The following is a 16,614-nucleotide window of genomic DNA, read 5'->3' as shown; positions in this document are numbered from 1 at the left end:
CCGCTTGAGCGCGCTCAAGCAGCATCAGGCCAGCTGCGCGCGCAAACAGGCCCACGGCCATCGCCAGGCCGAGCAAGAGCTGCGCGAGGCCGCCGTGGCCGCGCGCCTGTCCGGGCAGCACGCCTTGGAGATGGCGGCGCTTACCCCAGAAAACGGACTTAGCCGACAGGCGTTGTATGAGCGACTGCGGCAGCTATCGGAGGCGCGCGCGCAGGTGGCTGAGACGGCGCTGGAGTCCGGGCGGCTCGACGAACAGGCACAGGCACGCGCGCAGCAAGCTCAGCAGGCCCAGGCGCAGGGGCTGCTGCTGGAACGCAAGCAACGAAAACTCGATCACTGGGCCAAGCAGATGCACCGCATCGCGAGGGCCCGCCTTCAACGCCGTAGTCAGGAACACACGCAAGAGGAACACGCATGTCGGCTATCTCACCTGTAAACCGTATCCCCTCGGCCGGCACGGACGAGCGCCCGTCCACGCAGCCATCAGTGTCGCTGGCCGATCGCATGGCCGAAGCGGGCGCTGCACCGCCGAAGAAAAAGAAGCCAAGCGGCGCCGAGGTGGCGCTGCCGGCCGCGACGGTACCGCTGGCACTGCGGCCCGCGCAGACGTCGCTGACATGGGGCGTGGGCGGAGCGCCCGTGGCTGCGGCCCACACTGGCGCGCCGGGGGCATCGGTCCAGCAGGTGCCCATGCATCTGGCTGCAGTCGAGCCATCCAGCACGGCCGTTCACGCTGGCGCGCCGGTGGCACCGGTCCGGCAGTCTTCGTTGCATCCGATCCTGGCCGGTGCCTCCGCCGGCACTGACGTAAGCGGAGGCACCGAAACCAGTGAGCGCCGCACTGCGCCGGTGGCGCCTGCGACGCCGCTATCCGATACGAGCCCCGCGCGTGGGTCGGCCGTCACGCCGGCATCGACGACAATCGCCCAGCCGCCTGTCGTGCCGGTGCCGGCCGCTGAGGCGATCGCTGTACGCCGCGATCACGCCGAACCGGCGTCGGCGCCGGTTGCGGTGCCGAGCGAGTTGGCAGTGCCGGGACGCCCGTCGTTGCCGATGCCGTCCGCCCCGGTCCCAAGCGCGGCGGCGCTGCCGTCGGCCCCCGCCGCCCCTGCCCCGAGCCTGCCGGCGCCGCCAGCGGCCCCGGCTCCGAGCATGACCGTAGCTTTCCAAAGCTGGGGCTTGGGCCATCAGGTCCACGCCCGGTGGGTGCCGGCCGGCGTGGTCTTGACCCCGAGCAGTGATCGCGTCGGCCAAGCGCTGACAAGCGCGACCCTTGAGGGTTCCGCGGCGACCGAGGGCGAGTTGTGGCGCGTCGAACAAGTGGATGCCGACCGCGAGCAGCGCCGGCAACGTCTCTACGTTGAGCCGGAGCGCGAGACCCCATGACCGCGTGCCCGGCTTGGCCCTTGCGTGAAGTCCCGCCCGATCGACTGGCCCATGAAGCAGCCTTTCGCCGTTGCCAGGCGCTGGGTTGGCACGTGGCTTGGGAGCCGCTGCCGGCACAGCGCACCTTGATCCGTTTTCGTCAGTCCAGCGCGCATGGCATGGTCGTGTGCTTGGTGCCGACAGCGCAGTGGGCAGCGCTGCATTGGCCGCAGTTGCCGGGCCTGGCTTGGGACGCGTTGGACGAGATGAGCGCGCGCAAGCTGTTCGACGCGCCGCCGCAAGGCCCGCTTGCGGTGGATTGGCTCGATGACGGTCAAACCCTATGGCTGCAACAGGTTTCGCCGGCCCCGCTCGAGCAGCCGAGTTTGCCGTGCCTGCACACCGTGCAGGGTCCGATCTGGGTCGAGCAATTGGAGGTGCGCGCCACCGTGCCGATGGCGCCTGCGCGCGTGCCGTCACAGGTGCCGGTAGCGGTGCTGTACCGCCTGGGCCATGCCTCGCTCACGGTGGCTCAACTGCAGGCCCTGCGCGTGGGCGATGTGGTCCTGATCGGGGAACTCCAACCGCAGGCGCTGCTCGAGCGCCGTCCTCTTTTTTCTTTTAGCTTTGATGGAGATCACATGATCATTTCCGAATTCGACATCTCTTCCGCGACGGTGGGCAGCGGCGCTCCTCTCGACGATGCGGCTAGCGCACTGCCGACGGCCGCGTTAGACGTGGCCGCACTGCCGATGACCGTGGAGGTCATTTTGTGCCAGCTGACTCACACCGTGGCCGAGCTGGGCCAGATGCAGCCGGGCAGCACCTATGCGCTGCCCTCGGACGCGCATCGCCAAGTCGAGCTGCGCGTCCACGGACAGCGCGTGGCCAAGGGCGAACTGGTGCGGGTCGGCGAGGGATTGGGCGTGCAGATTGAAGAGTGCGCGGGCCCGACATGAACGCTGTGGGTAATGATATTTCCCTGATCACCGTAATGGCATTGGCAGCGCTGCTGCCATTCGTGATCGCGGTCGGCACGTGCTACATCAAGTTCTCGGTGGTCTTCACCTTGGTCCGTAACGGCCTGGGCCTGCAGCAGGTGCCCTCCAACTTGATCGCCAATGCGATCGCCTTGATGCTGGCCTTTTTCGTCATGCAGCCCATTATTGTGGGCCTGTACGACAACTACACGACCTGGGATCGCCCCATCGACAGCGTGCAGGCGATCGTGGAGTTCATGGACGCCAACTTGGCCGACTATAGGGCCTACCTGCTCAAGTACTCCGATCCGCAGCTGCTGGCCTTCTTCGAGCGCGCGCGATTGGCGGTGGGCGAAACGCCAGCGGTGATCGAGCCCGATCAGCACTCGATGTTCGCGTTGCTACCGGCGTACGCGCTGAGCGAGCTGACCGACGCGTTCCGTATCGGCTTCTACCTCTATCTGCCCTTCGTCGTCGTCGATCTGGTGGTCTCGAGCATCCTGCTCTCGCTGGGCATGATGATGATGAGCCCGGTGACCGTATCGGCGCCGATCAAACTGATCCTGTTTGTGGCCATGGACGGGTGGTCGATGATCTCACAAGGCTTGGTGCGCCAGTACCTGGACGTGGCGGCCTAGCCATGGAACTGATTCTCAGCGCCGGTAACAAAACGCTGTACCTGATCTTGTTGTTGTCGGCCGCACCGGTGATCGTGGCGACCCTGGTCGGCTTGATCGTTGGGCTATTTCAGACGGTGACCCAGTTGCAGGAGCAGACGCTTCCATATGGCCTGAAGCTGCTGTCGGTGGTGGTGTGCCTGATCGTATTGATGGGTTGGATGACCGGGCAGATGCTGGAGTTCGCCGACTTTGCTATGCAGCAGGCGTTGTCGCCACGATCATGAGCATCGCGTTGAGCCCGCTGGATCGGGAGCTAATCGCCCTGATCGGCGAGTACGCCGTTCCGCTGGCCTTGGGAATGGCGCGTGTGGGCGCCATCTTCTTCTGGTTGCCGTATTTGTCGGCCGGCGCGATCGCCTCGCCAGTGGCGCGCGCGGCGATCGCCGCAGCGGTGGTGACCGGCATGTGGCCGATCACCGAAACCGTGCAGCTACCGCAGGGTGTACTCGGCATCGCGATGGCCACGGCGACCGAAGTGCTGGTCGGAACCGCCATTGGTTTGATGGTGTCGCTGCCATTTCATATTTTCTACGCCGTCGGCGCGATTGTCGACAATCAGCGTGGCGCCAGCATCAGCGCTTCGCTCGATCCGCTTACTGGGATCGAAGCGACCGAGACCGCGCACCTGTTGAACATGACCAGTTCCCTCATCTTTCTGATGTCCGGCGGCATTGTCAGCCTGCTGCAAGTCGTCCACGCCAGCTATGCATTGGTGCCGATGGGCGCTCACTGGATCGTCGACAGCGATGCCGTCACTGGTTTTTTGAGCGTGCTGCTGGCCGAGTCGGTACGCATGGCCATGCCGGTGCTAGTGGTGCTGTTCTTGGTCGAGGTGTTCCTAGGCATCCTCTCGCGCTTCGCCGAGCAGATGAATCCGTTCGCGGTGTCGCTGGGTATCAAGTCGTTCGTGGCGTTTATCGCCTTGGCGGTATACCTGATGTGGATGATGGTCGATCAGGTGCCAGCATTGTGGCAGTTGCATGACGGCCTGGAACTGATCAAAGCGCCGGTGGCGCGATGAAGTCCGAAAAGCCGACCCCCAAACGACTGCTCAAGGAATCTCAAAAGGGGACCAGCTATCGAAGTCGCGATCTTACGGTGGCGGCGATCCTGGTCGCCGGCGTGCTGACTTTGCTCCATGCCACCAGCTTTGAAGGCATCAGGGCACTGTTCACCGTGGTCATTGGCCGCAACTTCGACGTGCAACCTGGCGAGATCGCAATTCTGGCCGTCAAGGCCTTTGGCAGCGCGGTGGCGCCGGTGCTGGTAGTGGCCATTGTCAGCGTGGCGCTGGTGTCGTTGCTGCAAAGTCGCGGCGTTCTGGCGGTGGAGGCCATACGGATTGATTTTTCGCGACTGGATCCGATTAAGGGGCTAAAGAACCTGGTCTCGGTCAAGGTGATCAAGAACGTCCTGTCGGCGTCCTTGTACGCCTTGCTGGGTTTTGCCTTCTTGTGGGTGGCCTGGCACATCTGGGGCTCGCGAGTTTTTGCCCAGGCGCATGTTCAAGTGGCTGCCGGCAGCTGGGCCGTGCACCGGATCAGCATGGATGTCGTGCTGGCCCTTCTGGGCACGTTGGCACCGCTCGTCTTCCTGGCTGCTCTCTTGGAATTCCGTTTGTACATTCGCGAGTTGCGCATGGACAAATCCGAGGTCAAGCAAGAGCACAAGGACAACGACGGCAATCCGGAGATCAAGCAGAACCGCAAGCAGCTGGCGGTGGAGCTGTCGGCTCAGGTCCAGGCGGACGTGGCCGGTTCCAGCGCCATTCTGGCCAACCCCACCCACATTGCCGTAGGCATATATGCCCACGATGGCGTCTCCTGGCCGATGGTCTCGGTTCACGAAAAGGGCGAACGTGCCCTGGCAGTGATCAAGCTGGCCGAGCAGTTGGGGGTGCCGGTCATCCGTGACATCCCGTTGGCGCGCGGCGTGTACTTCAACACCAGGCGCTACCAGTTCGTGCCGGAAGGGCAGCTCGAGGCGGTCCTGCGCCTGCTGCAGTGGTTGCGCGACGTCGAACGCGCCGGCGTGCCCGACCCGGACGATCCGTCGGCAGTGGAAGAAACCTGAAAGCGCATTTGACATCCCATCCGCAAACTACGCACGTCCTCTAACGGGACCTGCCCTACCGAGGTAACCGAATATGAGCGATAGCCATTCCATTCCCAATGTTGACGAGGCCACCGTCCAATCCCTGATTGAAGGGCTTCAAGACGGGGCTACCGTCAAAGAACTCAAAGGCGTCAGCGATGACCTGCTCGAGGGCATTTATGCCTTTGCGCACCGCTTCTACTCTAGCGGGCAACTGGAGGAAGCCGAGGCCTTCTTCCGTTTCCTGTGTCTGTACGACTTCTACAACGGCGAGTACGCGCTCGGCCTGGGGGCAGTCCATCAGATGAAGGGTGAATATCAGCGGGCTATCGACATGTATGCATTGGCGTACGCGCTCTTGCGAGCGGACTACCGGCCAATGCTTCACACCGGTCAGTGCCAATTGGCGCTAGGCAAGGTGAGTCTGGCGCGCGAGTGCTTTGACATCGTCATTACCCATGCCAAAGACGCATCTCACGTGGCGCGGGCCACCGCCTATTTGCAGGCTATCGCCCAAGCCGATTCTCCACCCGAAAAGGACGAGTAAAACCCATGACCATCATCAGTTCGGTTTCCCCCCAGGCACTGCAGGCTGCCGCTGCGGCAGAGGGGTTCGGAAAGGCGCCGGCCACCGTTGTCAGCGAGATCCAGGCCGCCGCCGTGCGCCTATTCAGTGCCGCCGCCGCCGCCAATTTGGCCAGCCGTGGCGCGTCCAATGGCGTGGTCGTGTCCAGCGCTCACGCCCCCGAGCTGCGTGAACCCAACACCGCCCGTGTCGATGCCGCACTGGGTCAGGCGCAGGGCCAGACCCAGCGCTTGACCCCGGAGGCGAAACTGACACTGCTGCTGGCGCAGCTGGCTGAGCTGCTGCAAGACACTGCGGTCGAGTCCACCAATGCGCGATTGGAGCTGCTCAAGGCGCAGCGTGCCCATCAAAAGGCCAGCTTCGAGCGCCTGTCTCAGTCGCTGAACCAGGCCGAAGGGGAGCTGGCGCAGAAGCTGGAGCAGGCTCAAAGTGCCGGCGAAGAGGCGCAGCGCGCCCTGCAGGCAGCCAACCGGGCGGCCGAGCGCGTGCGGCAGCTGCAGGCGCAATTGGCGGCGACGTCGCCGTCGGACCCCAATCATGCATCGCTCAACGATCAGCTGCGGCAGGCCAGCGGCCAGGCCGATCATTTGCGCGCAGCGGCGCAAACCGCCCTGGGGGTATCCGATGCGGCCAATGCCGGGATGGAAGCGGCGCTGGACGAGGTCAATCGCCTCGATGCCGAGATCGAGCGTCTAGTTCACGTTGCGCCGCCGAGCCTGAGCCCTCCTCGGGCGATGACGAATGCGGCGAAGCTGTCGGAGCTGCTGGCCACGCTGAACCAGCTCATCTCCGAAAACAGCCTACTCAAGCTGGAAGCCGACACGAAGCTGACCAAGGATCTGCTCAAGAGCCAGGAGGCTGAGAACACCCGTCGCTCCGAAGAGTATCAGGCCGAGCAAGCCAAGGCGGCTCAGCTGGAAAAGACAATGGGTTGCATCGGCAAGATCGTCGGCTGGCTGATCACCGTTGTGGCAGTGATCGCAGCGCCCTTCAGCGGTGGCGCCAGTTTGGCCTTGGCTGCCGTTGGCTTGGCCCTGGTGATTGTTGAAGAGGCCACCGGCTTCTCGGTCCTGGGCAAGGCTTTCGAGCCGATCATGCAGCACGTGCTTATGCCGCTGATCAATGCTATCAGCAAGGGGCTGACCCAGATGCTGGAAAACATGGGTGTCGATGCTGCCGTGGCCCGCAAGGTCGGCTCCATTCTCGGCGCAGTAATCGGCGCGGCCGTGATGGTTGCCGTGATTGTCCTGGCCGTGGTGGTGGGTCGCTCGGCGGCCGCCAATTTGCTCAAGCAGATCGGTCCGATGATCAACAAGATGATGGCCCGTGTCATGCCGCAGATCCTCAAGGATGCGTCGGCCTCGATGGCCGCCGGCAGCGCCAAGCTGACCGGCGCGCTGACCAAGGCCTTGGGCTCGACCGTTGATGATATGGGCGCGCGCATGGGTAAGGTCCTGGTGGCCACCCAGGTGACGCAGTTTGCCAGCTCGGTCGGCTCCAGCGCCGGCAACGTGGTCGCGGCTGATATCCGCGTGGAAGCCGAGACCATCATGGGCGAACTGATGAGTGGCTTGGAGAATTCCAAGCTCATTCGCGAGTCCTTGGAGGACGCCCAGCAGGAGTTCATCAAGGCCAACGAAATCGCCATGTCGTTCCTGGCGAAGATGAGCGACGTCATGGAGCAGTCCCTGCGTTCGGGCAACTTCGTCGTCAACAACATTCGTCACGCGTAATCGTACCGCCCTCACCCTTTCAGGAGTATGTCCATGACAATTGCGACCGTTACCAGCCAACCAACCATCATCGTCCCGGCCTTCGGCCACAACACGCCCGTCGGTGCGCCGGCGCGCATCGAGCTCAACGCCACTCAGCTTGATCGGCTGACCACCGGAACGCTCGAGAAGCTGGCCATGACCTCGTCGCAAACCGGTCCGGCGCTACGTGCTCCGATCCAGGAGGTTGCGATCGAGCAGGGTGTTCGCGAACTGCAGCGCATTGTCGACGGCCAGATCGACCACACGAACGTGCTGGAGGCGAGTCTAGAGCGCCATCTGCCGCCGGCCGCCGCAGCGGCCAAGGCCGGCGCATCCGACAGTCCGGCGGCTGCCTCCGACGCCATTCTGTCTGATCCGTCGTTCGCATTGTTGGTCACACTCATGCTGACGATGATGGAGCTGTCGCGCATTGAGCGCGATCAGAAGGCGGCTGCCAATGACCTGCGGGTGGAACATGTTGCCATGGCTGGCAAGGAACGGAAGGCGTCGGCGCATGCCGGCTTTGCCGGTGCCCTGTCCGGCTTTGCAATGGGCGCCGTCGTGGGCGTCGCCTCGATGTCACGTACGGTCAAGTCCAGTAATCTGACCACCAATAGCACGCAGCAGAATGTGGTGCGCGCTAACGGCACCGACCTCAATATCCGTGGCAACCAAGCCGCCGCGACCACCGGCGCGTCCGCCGCTGCGGTGCGCCCAGAGCGCACGATGGTCAATCAGCAGGGCCAGGCGGTCCGCGTTCCCGGCGATCGCGACGGTAGCACGGCGGCCATGCGCGAAGTCGCTCAGAGTCAGCCGCGTCTGCCGGAAGTGGCGTCGGGCAATGCCGCGCACCTGGTCAACGGCGCTCAGGCACAGGTGTACTTTGCCCAGGGTCAGTTGGGCAACATGCTCGTGGCGCCGGTCGTGGGCATGGTCACTTCCATTGGCCAGCTGGAGGCCAGCGTGCACGACGCCAAGCGAATGGTGCACGAAGCCGCTGCAGAGCTGTCGCAGCAGCGCGCCAGCGAACGGGGCGATCAGGTCAACCAGGATCGCCAGCGCCAGGAAGCGGCGATGCAGGTTCTGCAGACTTTCTTACGCAACAACATCAATACGGCCGACCAGATCGTCGGCAACATGTAAGGAATGCAATCATGACGGCCATCACCGCATATCCGGCGCCCCCGGCGCCTCTCATCTATACCTCGCCCTTCCCGAAAGAGGGGGTTGACGCTTCAGTCGCCGTACATACAGAGGCCATCGTCGCGCAGTTGGAGAGGACGTTGAAGAAGGCCTTGGTCGCTGAGAGATTCAATCATGCCGTAGTCGCAAACGCCCACGCTGGCGGCGAGTTCCCCGCATCTGGCATCAGCCCGTGGCTGGCGTTCCATCGCAGCGCGGTGGCGCAAGAGCAAATGAAAGCCGAGCTGGGCCAGTTGGCGATCCAACTGCATGCTGCGCCCGATGAACGGGCGGCCGCCGCCCGCGCGCCGGGTGACTCTCACAACGACTTTTTCCAAGGCATCTCCGATGCGATGGGGCGCCTGCAAGAGGGTTGGGTTGATCCCAACCAGCAGGCGCTGCAGAACTACCTGGAGTTCTTTCAGGAGTTCAGCCGTATCATGGCCGCGCTCAAGGACGCTATCAGTGCCGGCGAGGACGGAAAGGTCGTTGTGAGTTTCGGCGCGCTTCGGGCGAACCTCGAGGCGATGTTGCATCGCTACGGGCCCAGTGCTATGGGGGTGTTCGCTAGCCAAGCAGCCGCCGCGAACTTCCTGCGCGATGCAGGGCTCAATCCCAGTGAGTTCCCCATCACCGATCTGGGCAACGGCCAGTTTGGCATCGGCATGCCCGAAAATGTGGTTTGGGATGTGATCAACAGCATGCAGTTGCCGTCTGGCAACTCCCCATTGGAATGGGACACGGCGCGCTACAACGCATGGCTGTCGGGCAAGGACAGCCACGTCGAAAAGCTGCAGCACTTCAGCCAGGTGCTGGCCGAGCGCTTCTCGCGCGTCAATGACATCTTGAACAACCTCATCAAGGTGCTCAGCGCGACGATCGACTCCATTACAGAAGCCGACAAGGCTTTCATTCACGCCCTTTAACCCTGCTCTCACCGGAGATCTCCATGCCTGCGGCCATCACTGCCCCACAACTGAGCAATATGATTAGCGCCATTTCGGCCGCGCGCGCCCAGCGGTCCGGCAGCCCGGACGGTGTCACCAACCCCGACATCTCCACCGCGCGCCCGACCTATACACCAGGTCTGAGCCAGAATGCGCTGATGCGTGCAGGCGTGGAGTACTTGGGGAACCTGGGTTCGTTCCATCTCAGCGGCGGCGGGAATTTCGACCCTGAGCCGGGAACGCGGTTGGCAAACCATGCCGCCGTATTGGGCGCGGCGCTTAAGGCAGCCGATGGGCTGGCTCCCGGCGCTGTCGGTGGACGCGACAGCGCCGAATACAAAGCCTTAGAGGCTGCGGCGGTGAAGCTGCTCAAGCATAGCTTCAGCGGAGCCACCGGCGATTACGACAAGACCATCGAAGGTTCCGGCAAGCTCGCCAACAGCTTGACTCAAGCAGAAAAAGCGCTGCATCAGTACGTTGGCAAGGTGGGCACGCAGGCGTTTGCTGAGCAAGTCTTCGCGCAGGTCATCTTGCCGGAGGCGATGCAGCGCATTCAGGCGAACTTCCCCGCCTTGTTTGTCGCTGGGCGGTGGGCCGGTGATGGCGGCTTCGATGCCAAGCAGTTTCTGCAGGCTGAGTACACCAGCGGCACCTTGACGGTTGTAGCCAAGGCGTTGGAGCAGGGCGGACGTTCGCTGGTTTCCGGCGTCCTGGAAGCGTTCAAGTTGCCCGACTATGTTTTGGCTCCGATGGCCAAGGACGATCCCAATGCTTCGCCCACCAATGGTGGTAAGGCGCCGCACGATCCGGCTCTGGGTGCGGACGTAGCCGGTCGCGATCGCATCGCAGGCTCGGTCCATAATGCGCCAGTGACCGTGACGGTGACCGGCCGCGACGTCCAGCACACCTGCGAAAGCGGAGCGATGAAGGACGCCATTGCCGCAGTCGATCGGAGCAATGAGCGTATGTATGCCATCATCGACAAGCTGATCGATGGATGCTTAAACCTACGCTTGGATTTCGGCGGCATCGACAATGTTGTGCAGCGTAGTGAGGTGCAAACTGATCGTACCTCCTTGCAAGATGGCGATGCTGAGGTAACAGGTGACCACGACGCTGACATCGGCGCGTTGATGGCGAACTTTAAGGATCTAGGCGACTACGAGAATGAAACGGTCGATCACCGAGTGCGCAACGGCATGAACACCGGCTCGTTCGGTAGCATTGGCGTACATAGTGAAGCTCAGACCGAGTGGACTTCGGTTGGCCAAACCGCTGATGCGTCTGTCAACGCTCTGGGCATGACTGATGTCGACGGGGGTTTGCTACCCGCGCCCGAGGGCTTCCGTGATAGTCGGGGTCAAGGCATGGGAGCGACCGGTACGAAAGCAGCCCAGCGCTTCAATGAGACCGTCGCAGTGAGTGACGTGGACACGAGCCGAGTGATGATTGATGCACTGAAGGGAGACGACGGTGCGGTTAGCATCGCCAATTGGGGGGGCACGACAACGCGCCGGGATCGCGGGATCGACGCCCGTATCTCGAATATGTCGCCGAACAATCGACCTACTTCGCAAGAGCGTACGATTCGTAATGCGTTCGATGCGGATCTGAAGCGCGCCTTGAGCGGCGATGCACTCGCGAGCCTGAAGAAGATTGAAAGAGACGGCACCACCAAAGATTTCCGAAGCGTTGAGCAGGTCCGGTTCCAAGAGCGAGTCCAAGCGATGGCGGCCAAGCGCGAAGGCGATGCCAAAAGTCGGGATCCCGTTACAGTTCAGCTGAGAGACACCAATGCCGGGTTTGATTCGGAGACAAGCCAGCAGCGTGGGGACGCCATTGCGATGCTCGGGGCTGATAGGGCCGCAAAGCAAGCGGACCTGGCGGCAAGTAGGGCAGAGTTCGCCTTCAACCTAAGTCCCCGCAATACGGAAGCCAGCGTGTACGGCAGCGACGCGACTGAGCGGAGAGGCGACAATGGTTCCAATAGCACCCGTCAATCCAACTCGGCGCCGGCAACTTCGCAGATCATGGCAGAGCAGCCGGCAGAAAGCGTCCTAGGCGCCGCACCGCAACCACCAGTCCGTACTCCTGCCGCTGGATCTTCTGTGGTCGGACCACAGTCCAACATGTTGCGACGCTCTTCCTTAGAACAGACTTCGGTAAGCCCGGTCTCCGATTCGGTCCGTCCCCCGTTTGGAACCCCGCCAACCGTACCCGCCAATGCGAAAAGCCCTTCACTAATCTTCGCTCCGTCCGACAGCGCGGTCGGTGCCAGCACCTCGAACCATCGCAGCCCGCTGCGCGCCACCACGCTTGGGAATCATGAGGCGACGGCCGGTGCTGTCGGCAGCTTAACTGCTGGCGTGGCGGAAATGGCTAGTCGCCTGAGCGGTGGCGCCTTGTCGAGCGCCGTCGCGCCGGGACCTGATGCAAGCGCGCTGCCCACAGGGGCGCGGATCGAGGTCCTTTCTGGTCAGGCAAGCGCGCAGTCGAACGCGTCGGTCGTGAGGGCAACGAGCAGTGCGCTCAACGCTCCTGACAGGGTGTCGATTCAGCTAACCGATACCAATGTCGGGATTGATGAGGAGACGACCAAGCAGCGCATGGATGCGATTGCTACGCTGGAGGCAAGCAGGCTCACAAATCGAGCGGACTTGGCGACAAGGAACGAGGGCGTCGCGTTCGGTTTGATTGCCCGCAATCCGGAAGGCAAGGCGTACGGCAGTAGTACGGCGGATCGGAGAGGCGACAATGGTTCCAATGGCCCCCGTCAAGCCAATTTGGAACGCGCAGGTCATGGATCGTTCCACCCCGCGAGCGCTTCGCGGAGCGATAGTGGGAACATGCTGACTGGGGCCGATTCCGTCTCTGCGTATCCGGTCAACAGCAACACCCATGCCGCGGCAATTACGGCGGCTCAAGCGGTCGTTGCGACCACCGCTGGCCAAGCTGGCATCGTGGGGCCCGACGAGAAGCTGGTGAGACTGTTCAGCCCGATCGAGCGTACGACGTCGGACGTCGGCCCGCGTATCGTCGATAACTTCTACCGAATGAAGGATAGCGAACATCGCATTCTCGTGCAGGCAGGGGAGCGCTATCATGAGATCGCATCGATTGTGCGCAGGTAAGCAACTACGCCTGTATCCGCGTCGGAAACGAGGCGGATATCCTCAGCCGCTGGTTTGGTGCCGGTCTCCGGAAACAGTTGGGGATCGGCGCTAGGAGCAATGGAAATGAAACGTTTTGATGACGCGGCATCGTGCGAATGGTTGTGTGCGATGATTTCCCAACAGATGGGCTTGCCGAACGATCAAGTCCATCCGCATATGCGTTTGGTAAGCGATTTGGGGATAGACTCGTTGGAGCTTCAGAGTCTGTTGTTGGCCATCGAAGATGCGTTAGGGGTAATTCCGGAAGGCGCGCAGATGCAGCGCATCACGACTGTGTCGGACTTGCACATGTCTGTGCTCCAACTACTGGAAGCGAAGTGCGCCTGATACAGCACGTTCAACCAAGCTGGGAAACGAGCTCTTGAGCGGGCTGGTGGCACCGGCCTCTGTTGGGCAAGACCACGCGCAGTCGCCGGGTAACTTTGGCGTGAACATTGCACCAGTGGTTGGGCAAGAGGTGCGGCGATCGAGCCGGGACCTTTTGAGTCGCAGATGCTTCAACCGCAAGCGGCGTTTCAGAGGGGAAGCAGAGTCTCAACCCGCTGTGCGTAGGCCGGAATTGGCGAAAAGAGAACAAGGTTCGGCGGCTCATCGAGCCGAAATCCCCGACGGAAAAACAAACGCCAATCGGCCGCTGGCGGAATTGCTTGTTCCTGTCATGCCACGGCGAATTGGCGACGATCATGGTCAGCGCCGCCGCGCTCATCAGCATGATATCAGCCGCCATCTGCAGACGGAAGATGGCGGGCAGTTAAGTTGCGCGGACGCGCAAACGATAAATCGATGCCATGCAGGGAAGCTTAACAGTACTCTCTGCTGAAAAAATTAAGTTAGTAGCGCACCGAGGCACTGCCCGCGGGACTTTATCTCGCTTCCAGCTTCGGTTTGATGCTTCGGATCAACAGCGCATCTTCCGGAATAGTTGCATTGAACCTGGTTTAACAGCGTGGCTCGTGAGAGAGGGAAGACTATCCGGTATCTCGACGTCCTATAGCGGACGCCGAAATAATGAACTTGACGACGCTGAGGCGAATTGGTCTAGGCGCGCCGGCCTTCGTCTCGTTTCACTTGTGGTCACTTTTCCAGGACCCGCAAGTGCACCCGCGTCGGCCGGCCTGGAACGACGGACTGGTGAAGCCATGATGATCAACTTGGTGGCCCCACAAAGAGTGCGACACCAAACGTCAAGGTTTGAGCGATCCGCATGATCGCGGCGGCGGGCGGCATTAACGCTCATCCACTGCAGAATAGGTAGAACCTATCTCAAAATCGGAAACTAGCATGGGAGGTCTGTAAAATAGGCAAATGCTGAAGATTTCCGATGCGCACTGGGAACGGATCAGGCCTCACTTTCCGGAGGAGAACATCCCGGATGGGCGTCCTGGCCGCAAGCCGGTGCCGACCAGGCAGGTGCTCGATGCGGTGTTGTGGATTCTGAACACCGGCGCGCAGTGGAAGATGCTTCCGCAGTCGTACCCGAACTACAAGACGGTGCATCGGCGCTTCCAGGCATGGGCGCAGCAGGAGATTCTTCGCGGCATCTTGATCGATCTGGCCAACGAGTTGCGCGATCAAGATGTGCTGGATATTTCCGAGTGCTACATCGATGCGACGTTCGCCAATGGTCGCGGCGGCGATTTGGAGATTGGCAACACGAAGTGTGGGAAAGGCGTGAAAATCATGGCGATTGTGGATTGCGCGGGCTTGCCGCTGTCGGTAAGCACGCACGCGGCAAACCACCACGAAGTGAAGCTGGTGCAGTTGAGCTTCGACTTCTACATGATCGAAGCGATGCCGGAGGTACTAATTGGCGACCGTGCCTACGACAGCGATGATCTGGATGACGACATGCGCGGCAAGGGGATCAAGATGGTCTCTCCGCACCGCAAGAACCGGAAGAAGCCGAAGACGCAGGATGGCCGGGAGCTATGTCGGTACAAACGACGCTGGATCGTGGAGCGGTTCTTTGCGTGGATAAAACACCAGCGTAGGCTGCTGAACCGTTGGGAGTTCCATCCGGAGAATTTCCTCGGTTTCGTGCAGGTTTCTGCGGTGGTTCTGCTGCTCAGGCAATTTTGAGATAGGTTCTAGTAAATTCTCCGTAATCCATGCAGTTGACAGGCACGCTGCGCGATCTGGCGCACGGGTCGGCGCCACCGCGACACCAATCTCGGCGTGTGTGGATCGCGCTTAGGATAGCCAGCGCGTCGCTGGTGGAGGCGAGGATGCGGCGCTTTTTCGTTCAGCGTATAGCGAGGCCTGGTTCCAGAACGAGCCGGTGCTGGACAGGCGGTTCGTGCGGTTTTGCTGGAAGGAAAAATATAGATCGACATGACCGATTACTAAAAGACATTGCCGTCGATCTTGATAAGAATCAGCGCATCCGAACAGAATGGAGTGTCGAGCAGGTAATAGTTGGCGGCCGTAACGGCAGTCTGCAGTGCCGAACAGCCGGCTGCTAGGCAATGATCGCCGGGAGGCAGTTCGTATGAGGCGAAATCGGAAGCTATCGCCGAAGCGTCTGTTTATCAGAATACCAAACGCCTCGCTGCGAAAATTCCCGCTTGTGGATGTTGGGGCTGACCTGTGGGGCCAAACTGTGACGTCGTGGAGTACGTACACGGGAGGCCGGATGCGCAATCTCATTGAGCGTTGGCGGCTTGTCGGCACGGTTAATGTCAAGTGTCTCAACGTTTTTCTAATCGCCAGGAGTTCCAGTGCTCTCAAGTACCACGCACATGCATCAGCAGCAAATGTTCCTCGGTCAGAACAATCAAAATGCCTACCTCAACGGCTCGCAAAGCATGGCCGGGCTTAATGGGGTGAATAATGCCATTCATTCCGCCATCGAGCGCGGAGCCATGAGCTCGGCCGGAGGTAGCGAGGGTCTATCTTCGGATATCGGGCGGGGCCCGTACACGCGTCCAGCGATTCCAGAGATCGTGCGTGTTCCTTGGGGGAGGCCGGCACATTGGGCTGCAGAAGCGCAGGCGCGTAATGAGGCCAGGCAGTTGGCGGACATGTCGTGGCCGAGGCGCTTCTGTCGCGCGCTTGCCGGATGCTGCAACCCTCTCGCAGTCAGCAAGCGCTAGTTTCGCTGACATGATCGATCCATTGTGACTACGCGCAAACGGCGGCTGCTACTCCTAGCCGGGTCTTCGCGTCTAAACAACCCGGATCGTATCGGAAGGTGCACTGACACCTGACCGAGGAATCGAGCAGGCCGGATGCCTCGTGCGCCGGCGCGTCGTCGGACACGTTGCATGGCTGCTGGTGCATCAGCGGCTTGACATCGTTGGATACAGCACCAAGCTGTCACGGCCGACATACTCAGGGGGAGCTTGGCATCCGCCGCGTGACTTGGCGCGGAGTCGATGTGCCAGGCCAGCAGATCGTCAAACTATCGTAGGCGTTTACATGTGATAGCGCAGCGCGAAGCCGCTGGGTACCGGATGCCGATATCTGAGTGCGCGCATGCAACTCAAGCGGTAGGATCCGAACGGTGACGCCAGCACGACGGTGGGCGGCCAAGCACAATGCGCCGGTTTCCTCGCCTGGAGCGGTCAGATCATCGTACCAGCATCGATCGGTGGACCAAGCGCGGATTGCCGAACTGCTCAGCGCCGCATTGTCGCGCAAGCCGGAGGTGAGTACCCATTGACCGCACGCGAATTGGCTTACGCCACCGGGATGGCGAAAAGTTTGGCGCAGTGTTACATGAAGTTGTCTGGAGTCAAACTCCATCGCAGCAAGACGTTCAAGCTGTCCAACGAACCATTTTTTGTCGAGAAGGTACCGGACATCGAGGAGTTGAATCGGAATCCACCGATCACGCCCCGGTATTATGCGTGAT

General features: G+C 61.5%; 14 protein-coding genes. All 14 read left to right on the top strand.

All coding sequences use genetic code 11. The annotated features are described in order from the left end of the window. Positions 1–4: 4 nt before the first annotated feature. The 14 genes from AB6O04_RS17890 to AB6O04_RS17825 all read left to right on the top strand — a co-directional run bounded on the left by AB6O04_RS17890 (position 5) and on the right by AB6O04_RS17825 (position 14,840). Complete coding sequence (locus tag AB6O04_RS17890) at positions 5–436, top strand: hypothetical protein (protein WP_368565620.1); 432 nt, start codon at positions 5–7, stop codon at positions 434–436. Next, on the top strand, positions 415–1,386 hold the full coding sequence (locus AB6O04_RS17885) for a hypothetical protein (protein ID WP_368565619.1): 972 nt from the start codon (positions 415–417) through the stop codon (positions 1,384–1,386). The genes AB6O04_RS17890 and AB6O04_RS17885 overlap by 22 nt, the downstream gene beginning before the upstream one ends. Next, on the top strand, positions 1,383–2,324 hold the full coding sequence (locus AB6O04_RS17880; protein ID WP_368565617.1) for a FliM/FliN family flagellar motor switch protein: 942 nt from the start codon (positions 1,383–1,385) through the stop codon (positions 2,322–2,324). Before AB6O04_RS17885 ends, AB6O04_RS17880 begins: the two co-directional genes overlap by 4 nt. Further along, entirely contained in the window at positions 2,321–2,983 is a 663-nt protein-coding gene (locus tag AB6O04_RS17875) for an EscR/YscR/HrcR family type III secretion system export apparatus protein (protein ID WP_368565614.1), read from the top strand. The genes AB6O04_RS17880 and AB6O04_RS17875 overlap by 4 nt, the downstream gene beginning before the upstream one ends. A gap of 2 nt (positions 2,984–2,985) precedes the next feature. Continuing rightward, a complete protein-coding gene (sctS, locus tag AB6O04_RS17870) occupies positions 2,986–3,249 on the top strand; it encodes a type III secretion system export apparatus subunit SctS (protein ID WP_368565612.1) in 264 nt (87 codons plus the stop codon). Beyond that, complete coding sequence (gene sctT / locus AB6O04_RS17865) at positions 3,246–4,046, top strand: type III secretion system export apparatus subunit SctT (protein ID WP_368565610.1); 801 nt, start codon at positions 3,246–3,248, stop codon at positions 4,044–4,046. The genes sctS and sctT overlap by 4 nt, the downstream gene beginning before the upstream one ends. After that, on the top strand, positions 4,043–5,098 hold the full coding sequence (locus AB6O04_RS17860) for an EscU/YscU/HrcU family type III secretion system export apparatus switch protein (RefSeq protein ID WP_368565609.1): 1,056 nt from the start codon (positions 4,043–4,045) through the stop codon (positions 5,096–5,098). Before sctT ends, AB6O04_RS17860 begins: the two co-directional genes overlap by 4 nt. Positions 5,099–5,171: 73 nt before the next feature. Then, positions 5,172–5,666 (top strand): SycD/LcrH family type III secretion system chaperone, encoded by a 495-nt coding sequence (locus AB6O04_RS17855; protein WP_368565607.1) that lies wholly within the window; start codon positions 5,172–5,174, stop codon positions 5,664–5,666. A 173-nt stretch (positions 5,667–5,839) separates the two neighbouring features. After that, a complete protein-coding gene (gene sctE, locus AB6O04_RS17850; protein ID WP_368565606.1) occupies positions 5,840–7,438 on the top strand; it encodes a type III secretion system translocon subunit SctE in 1,599 nt (532 codons plus the stop codon). Between the two features lie 33 nt (positions 7,439–7,471). Continuing rightward, complete coding sequence (locus AB6O04_RS17845) at positions 7,472–8,602, top strand: hypothetical protein (RefSeq protein ID WP_368565605.1); 1,131 nt, start codon at positions 7,472–7,474, stop codon at positions 8,600–8,602. Between the two features lie 11 nt (positions 8,603–8,613). Continuing rightward, positions 8,614–9,567, top strand: a complete 954-nt coding sequence (locus tag AB6O04_RS17840; RefSeq protein WP_368565604.1) for an IpaD/SipD/SspD family type III secretion system needle tip protein — start codon at positions 8,614–8,616, stop codon at positions 9,565–9,567. Positions 9,568–9,590: 23 nt separating this feature from the next. Beyond that, a complete protein-coding gene (locus tag AB6O04_RS17835) occupies positions 9,591–12,719 on the top strand; it encodes a hypothetical protein (protein ID WP_368565603.1) in 3,129 nt (1,042 codons plus the stop codon). A 105-nt stretch (positions 12,720–12,824) separates the two neighbouring features. After that, complete coding sequence (locus tag AB6O04_RS17830) at positions 12,825–13,088, top strand: acyl carrier protein (RefSeq protein WP_368565601.1); 264 nt, start codon at positions 12,825–12,827, stop codon at positions 13,086–13,088. Positions 13,089–14,066: 978 nt separating this feature from the next. Continuing rightward, complete coding sequence (locus AB6O04_RS17825; protein WP_368565599.1) at positions 14,067–14,840, top strand: IS5 family transposase; 774 nt, start codon at positions 14,067–14,069, stop codon at positions 14,838–14,840. Positions 14,841–16,614 lie beyond the last annotated feature (1,774 nt).

Source organism: Pseudoxanthomonas sp. UTMC 1351 (assembly GCF_040948865.1).
In the GTDB taxonomy this organism is placed as follows: Bacteria; Pseudomonadota; Gammaproteobacteria; order Xanthomonadales; family Xanthomonadaceae; genus Pseudoxanthomonas_A.
Note: the sequence above shows the minus strand (reverse complement) of the source record. Positions and strands in the feature narration are given on the sequence as shown.

Bases quoted from the DNA above. Each gene is read 5' to 3' on its own strand.
- AB6O04_RS17885 (WP_368565619.1), top strand. From the start codon at position 415: ATGTCGGCTATCTCACCTGTAAACCGTATCCCCTCGGCCGGCACGGAC.
- AB6O04_RS17880 (WP_368565617.1), top strand. From the start codon at position 1,383: ATGACCGCGTGCCCGGCTTGGCCCTTGCGTGAAGTCCCGCCCGATCGA.
- AB6O04_RS17875 (WP_368565614.1), top strand. From the start codon at position 2,321: ATGAACGCTGTGGGTAATGATATTTCCCTGATCACCGTAATGGCATTG.
- sctS (WP_368565612.1), top strand. From the start codon at position 2,986: ATGGAACTGATTCTCAGCGCCGGTAACAAAACGCTGTACCTGATCTTG.
- sctT (WP_368565610.1), top strand. From the start codon at position 3,246: ATGAGCATCGCGTTGAGCCCGCTGGATCGGGAGCTAATCGCCCTGATC.
- AB6O04_RS17860 (WP_368565609.1), top strand. From the start codon at position 4,043: ATGAAGTCCGAAAAGCCGACCCCCAAACGACTGCTCAAGGAATCTCAA.
- AB6O04_RS17855 (WP_368565607.1), top strand. From the start codon at position 5,172: ATGAGCGATAGCCATTCCATTCCCAATGTTGACGAGGCCACCGTCCAA.
- AB6O04_RS17845 (WP_368565605.1), top strand. From the start codon at position 7,472: ATGACAATTGCGACCGTTACCAGCCAACCAACCATCATCGTCCCGGCC.
- AB6O04_RS17840 (WP_368565604.1), top strand. From the start codon at position 8,614: ATGACGGCCATCACCGCATATCCGGCGCCCCCGGCGCCTCTCATCTAT.
- AB6O04_RS17835 (WP_368565603.1), top strand. From the start codon at position 9,591: ATGCCTGCGGCCATCACTGCCCCACAACTGAGCAATATGATTAGCGCC.
- AB6O04_RS17830 (WP_368565601.1), top strand. From the start codon at position 12,825: ATGAAACGTTTTGATGACGCGGCATCGTGCGAATGGTTGTGTGCGATG.
- AB6O04_RS17825 (WP_368565599.1), top strand. From the start codon at position 14,067: ATGCTGAAGATTTCCGATGCGCACTGGGAACGGATCAGGCCTCACTTT.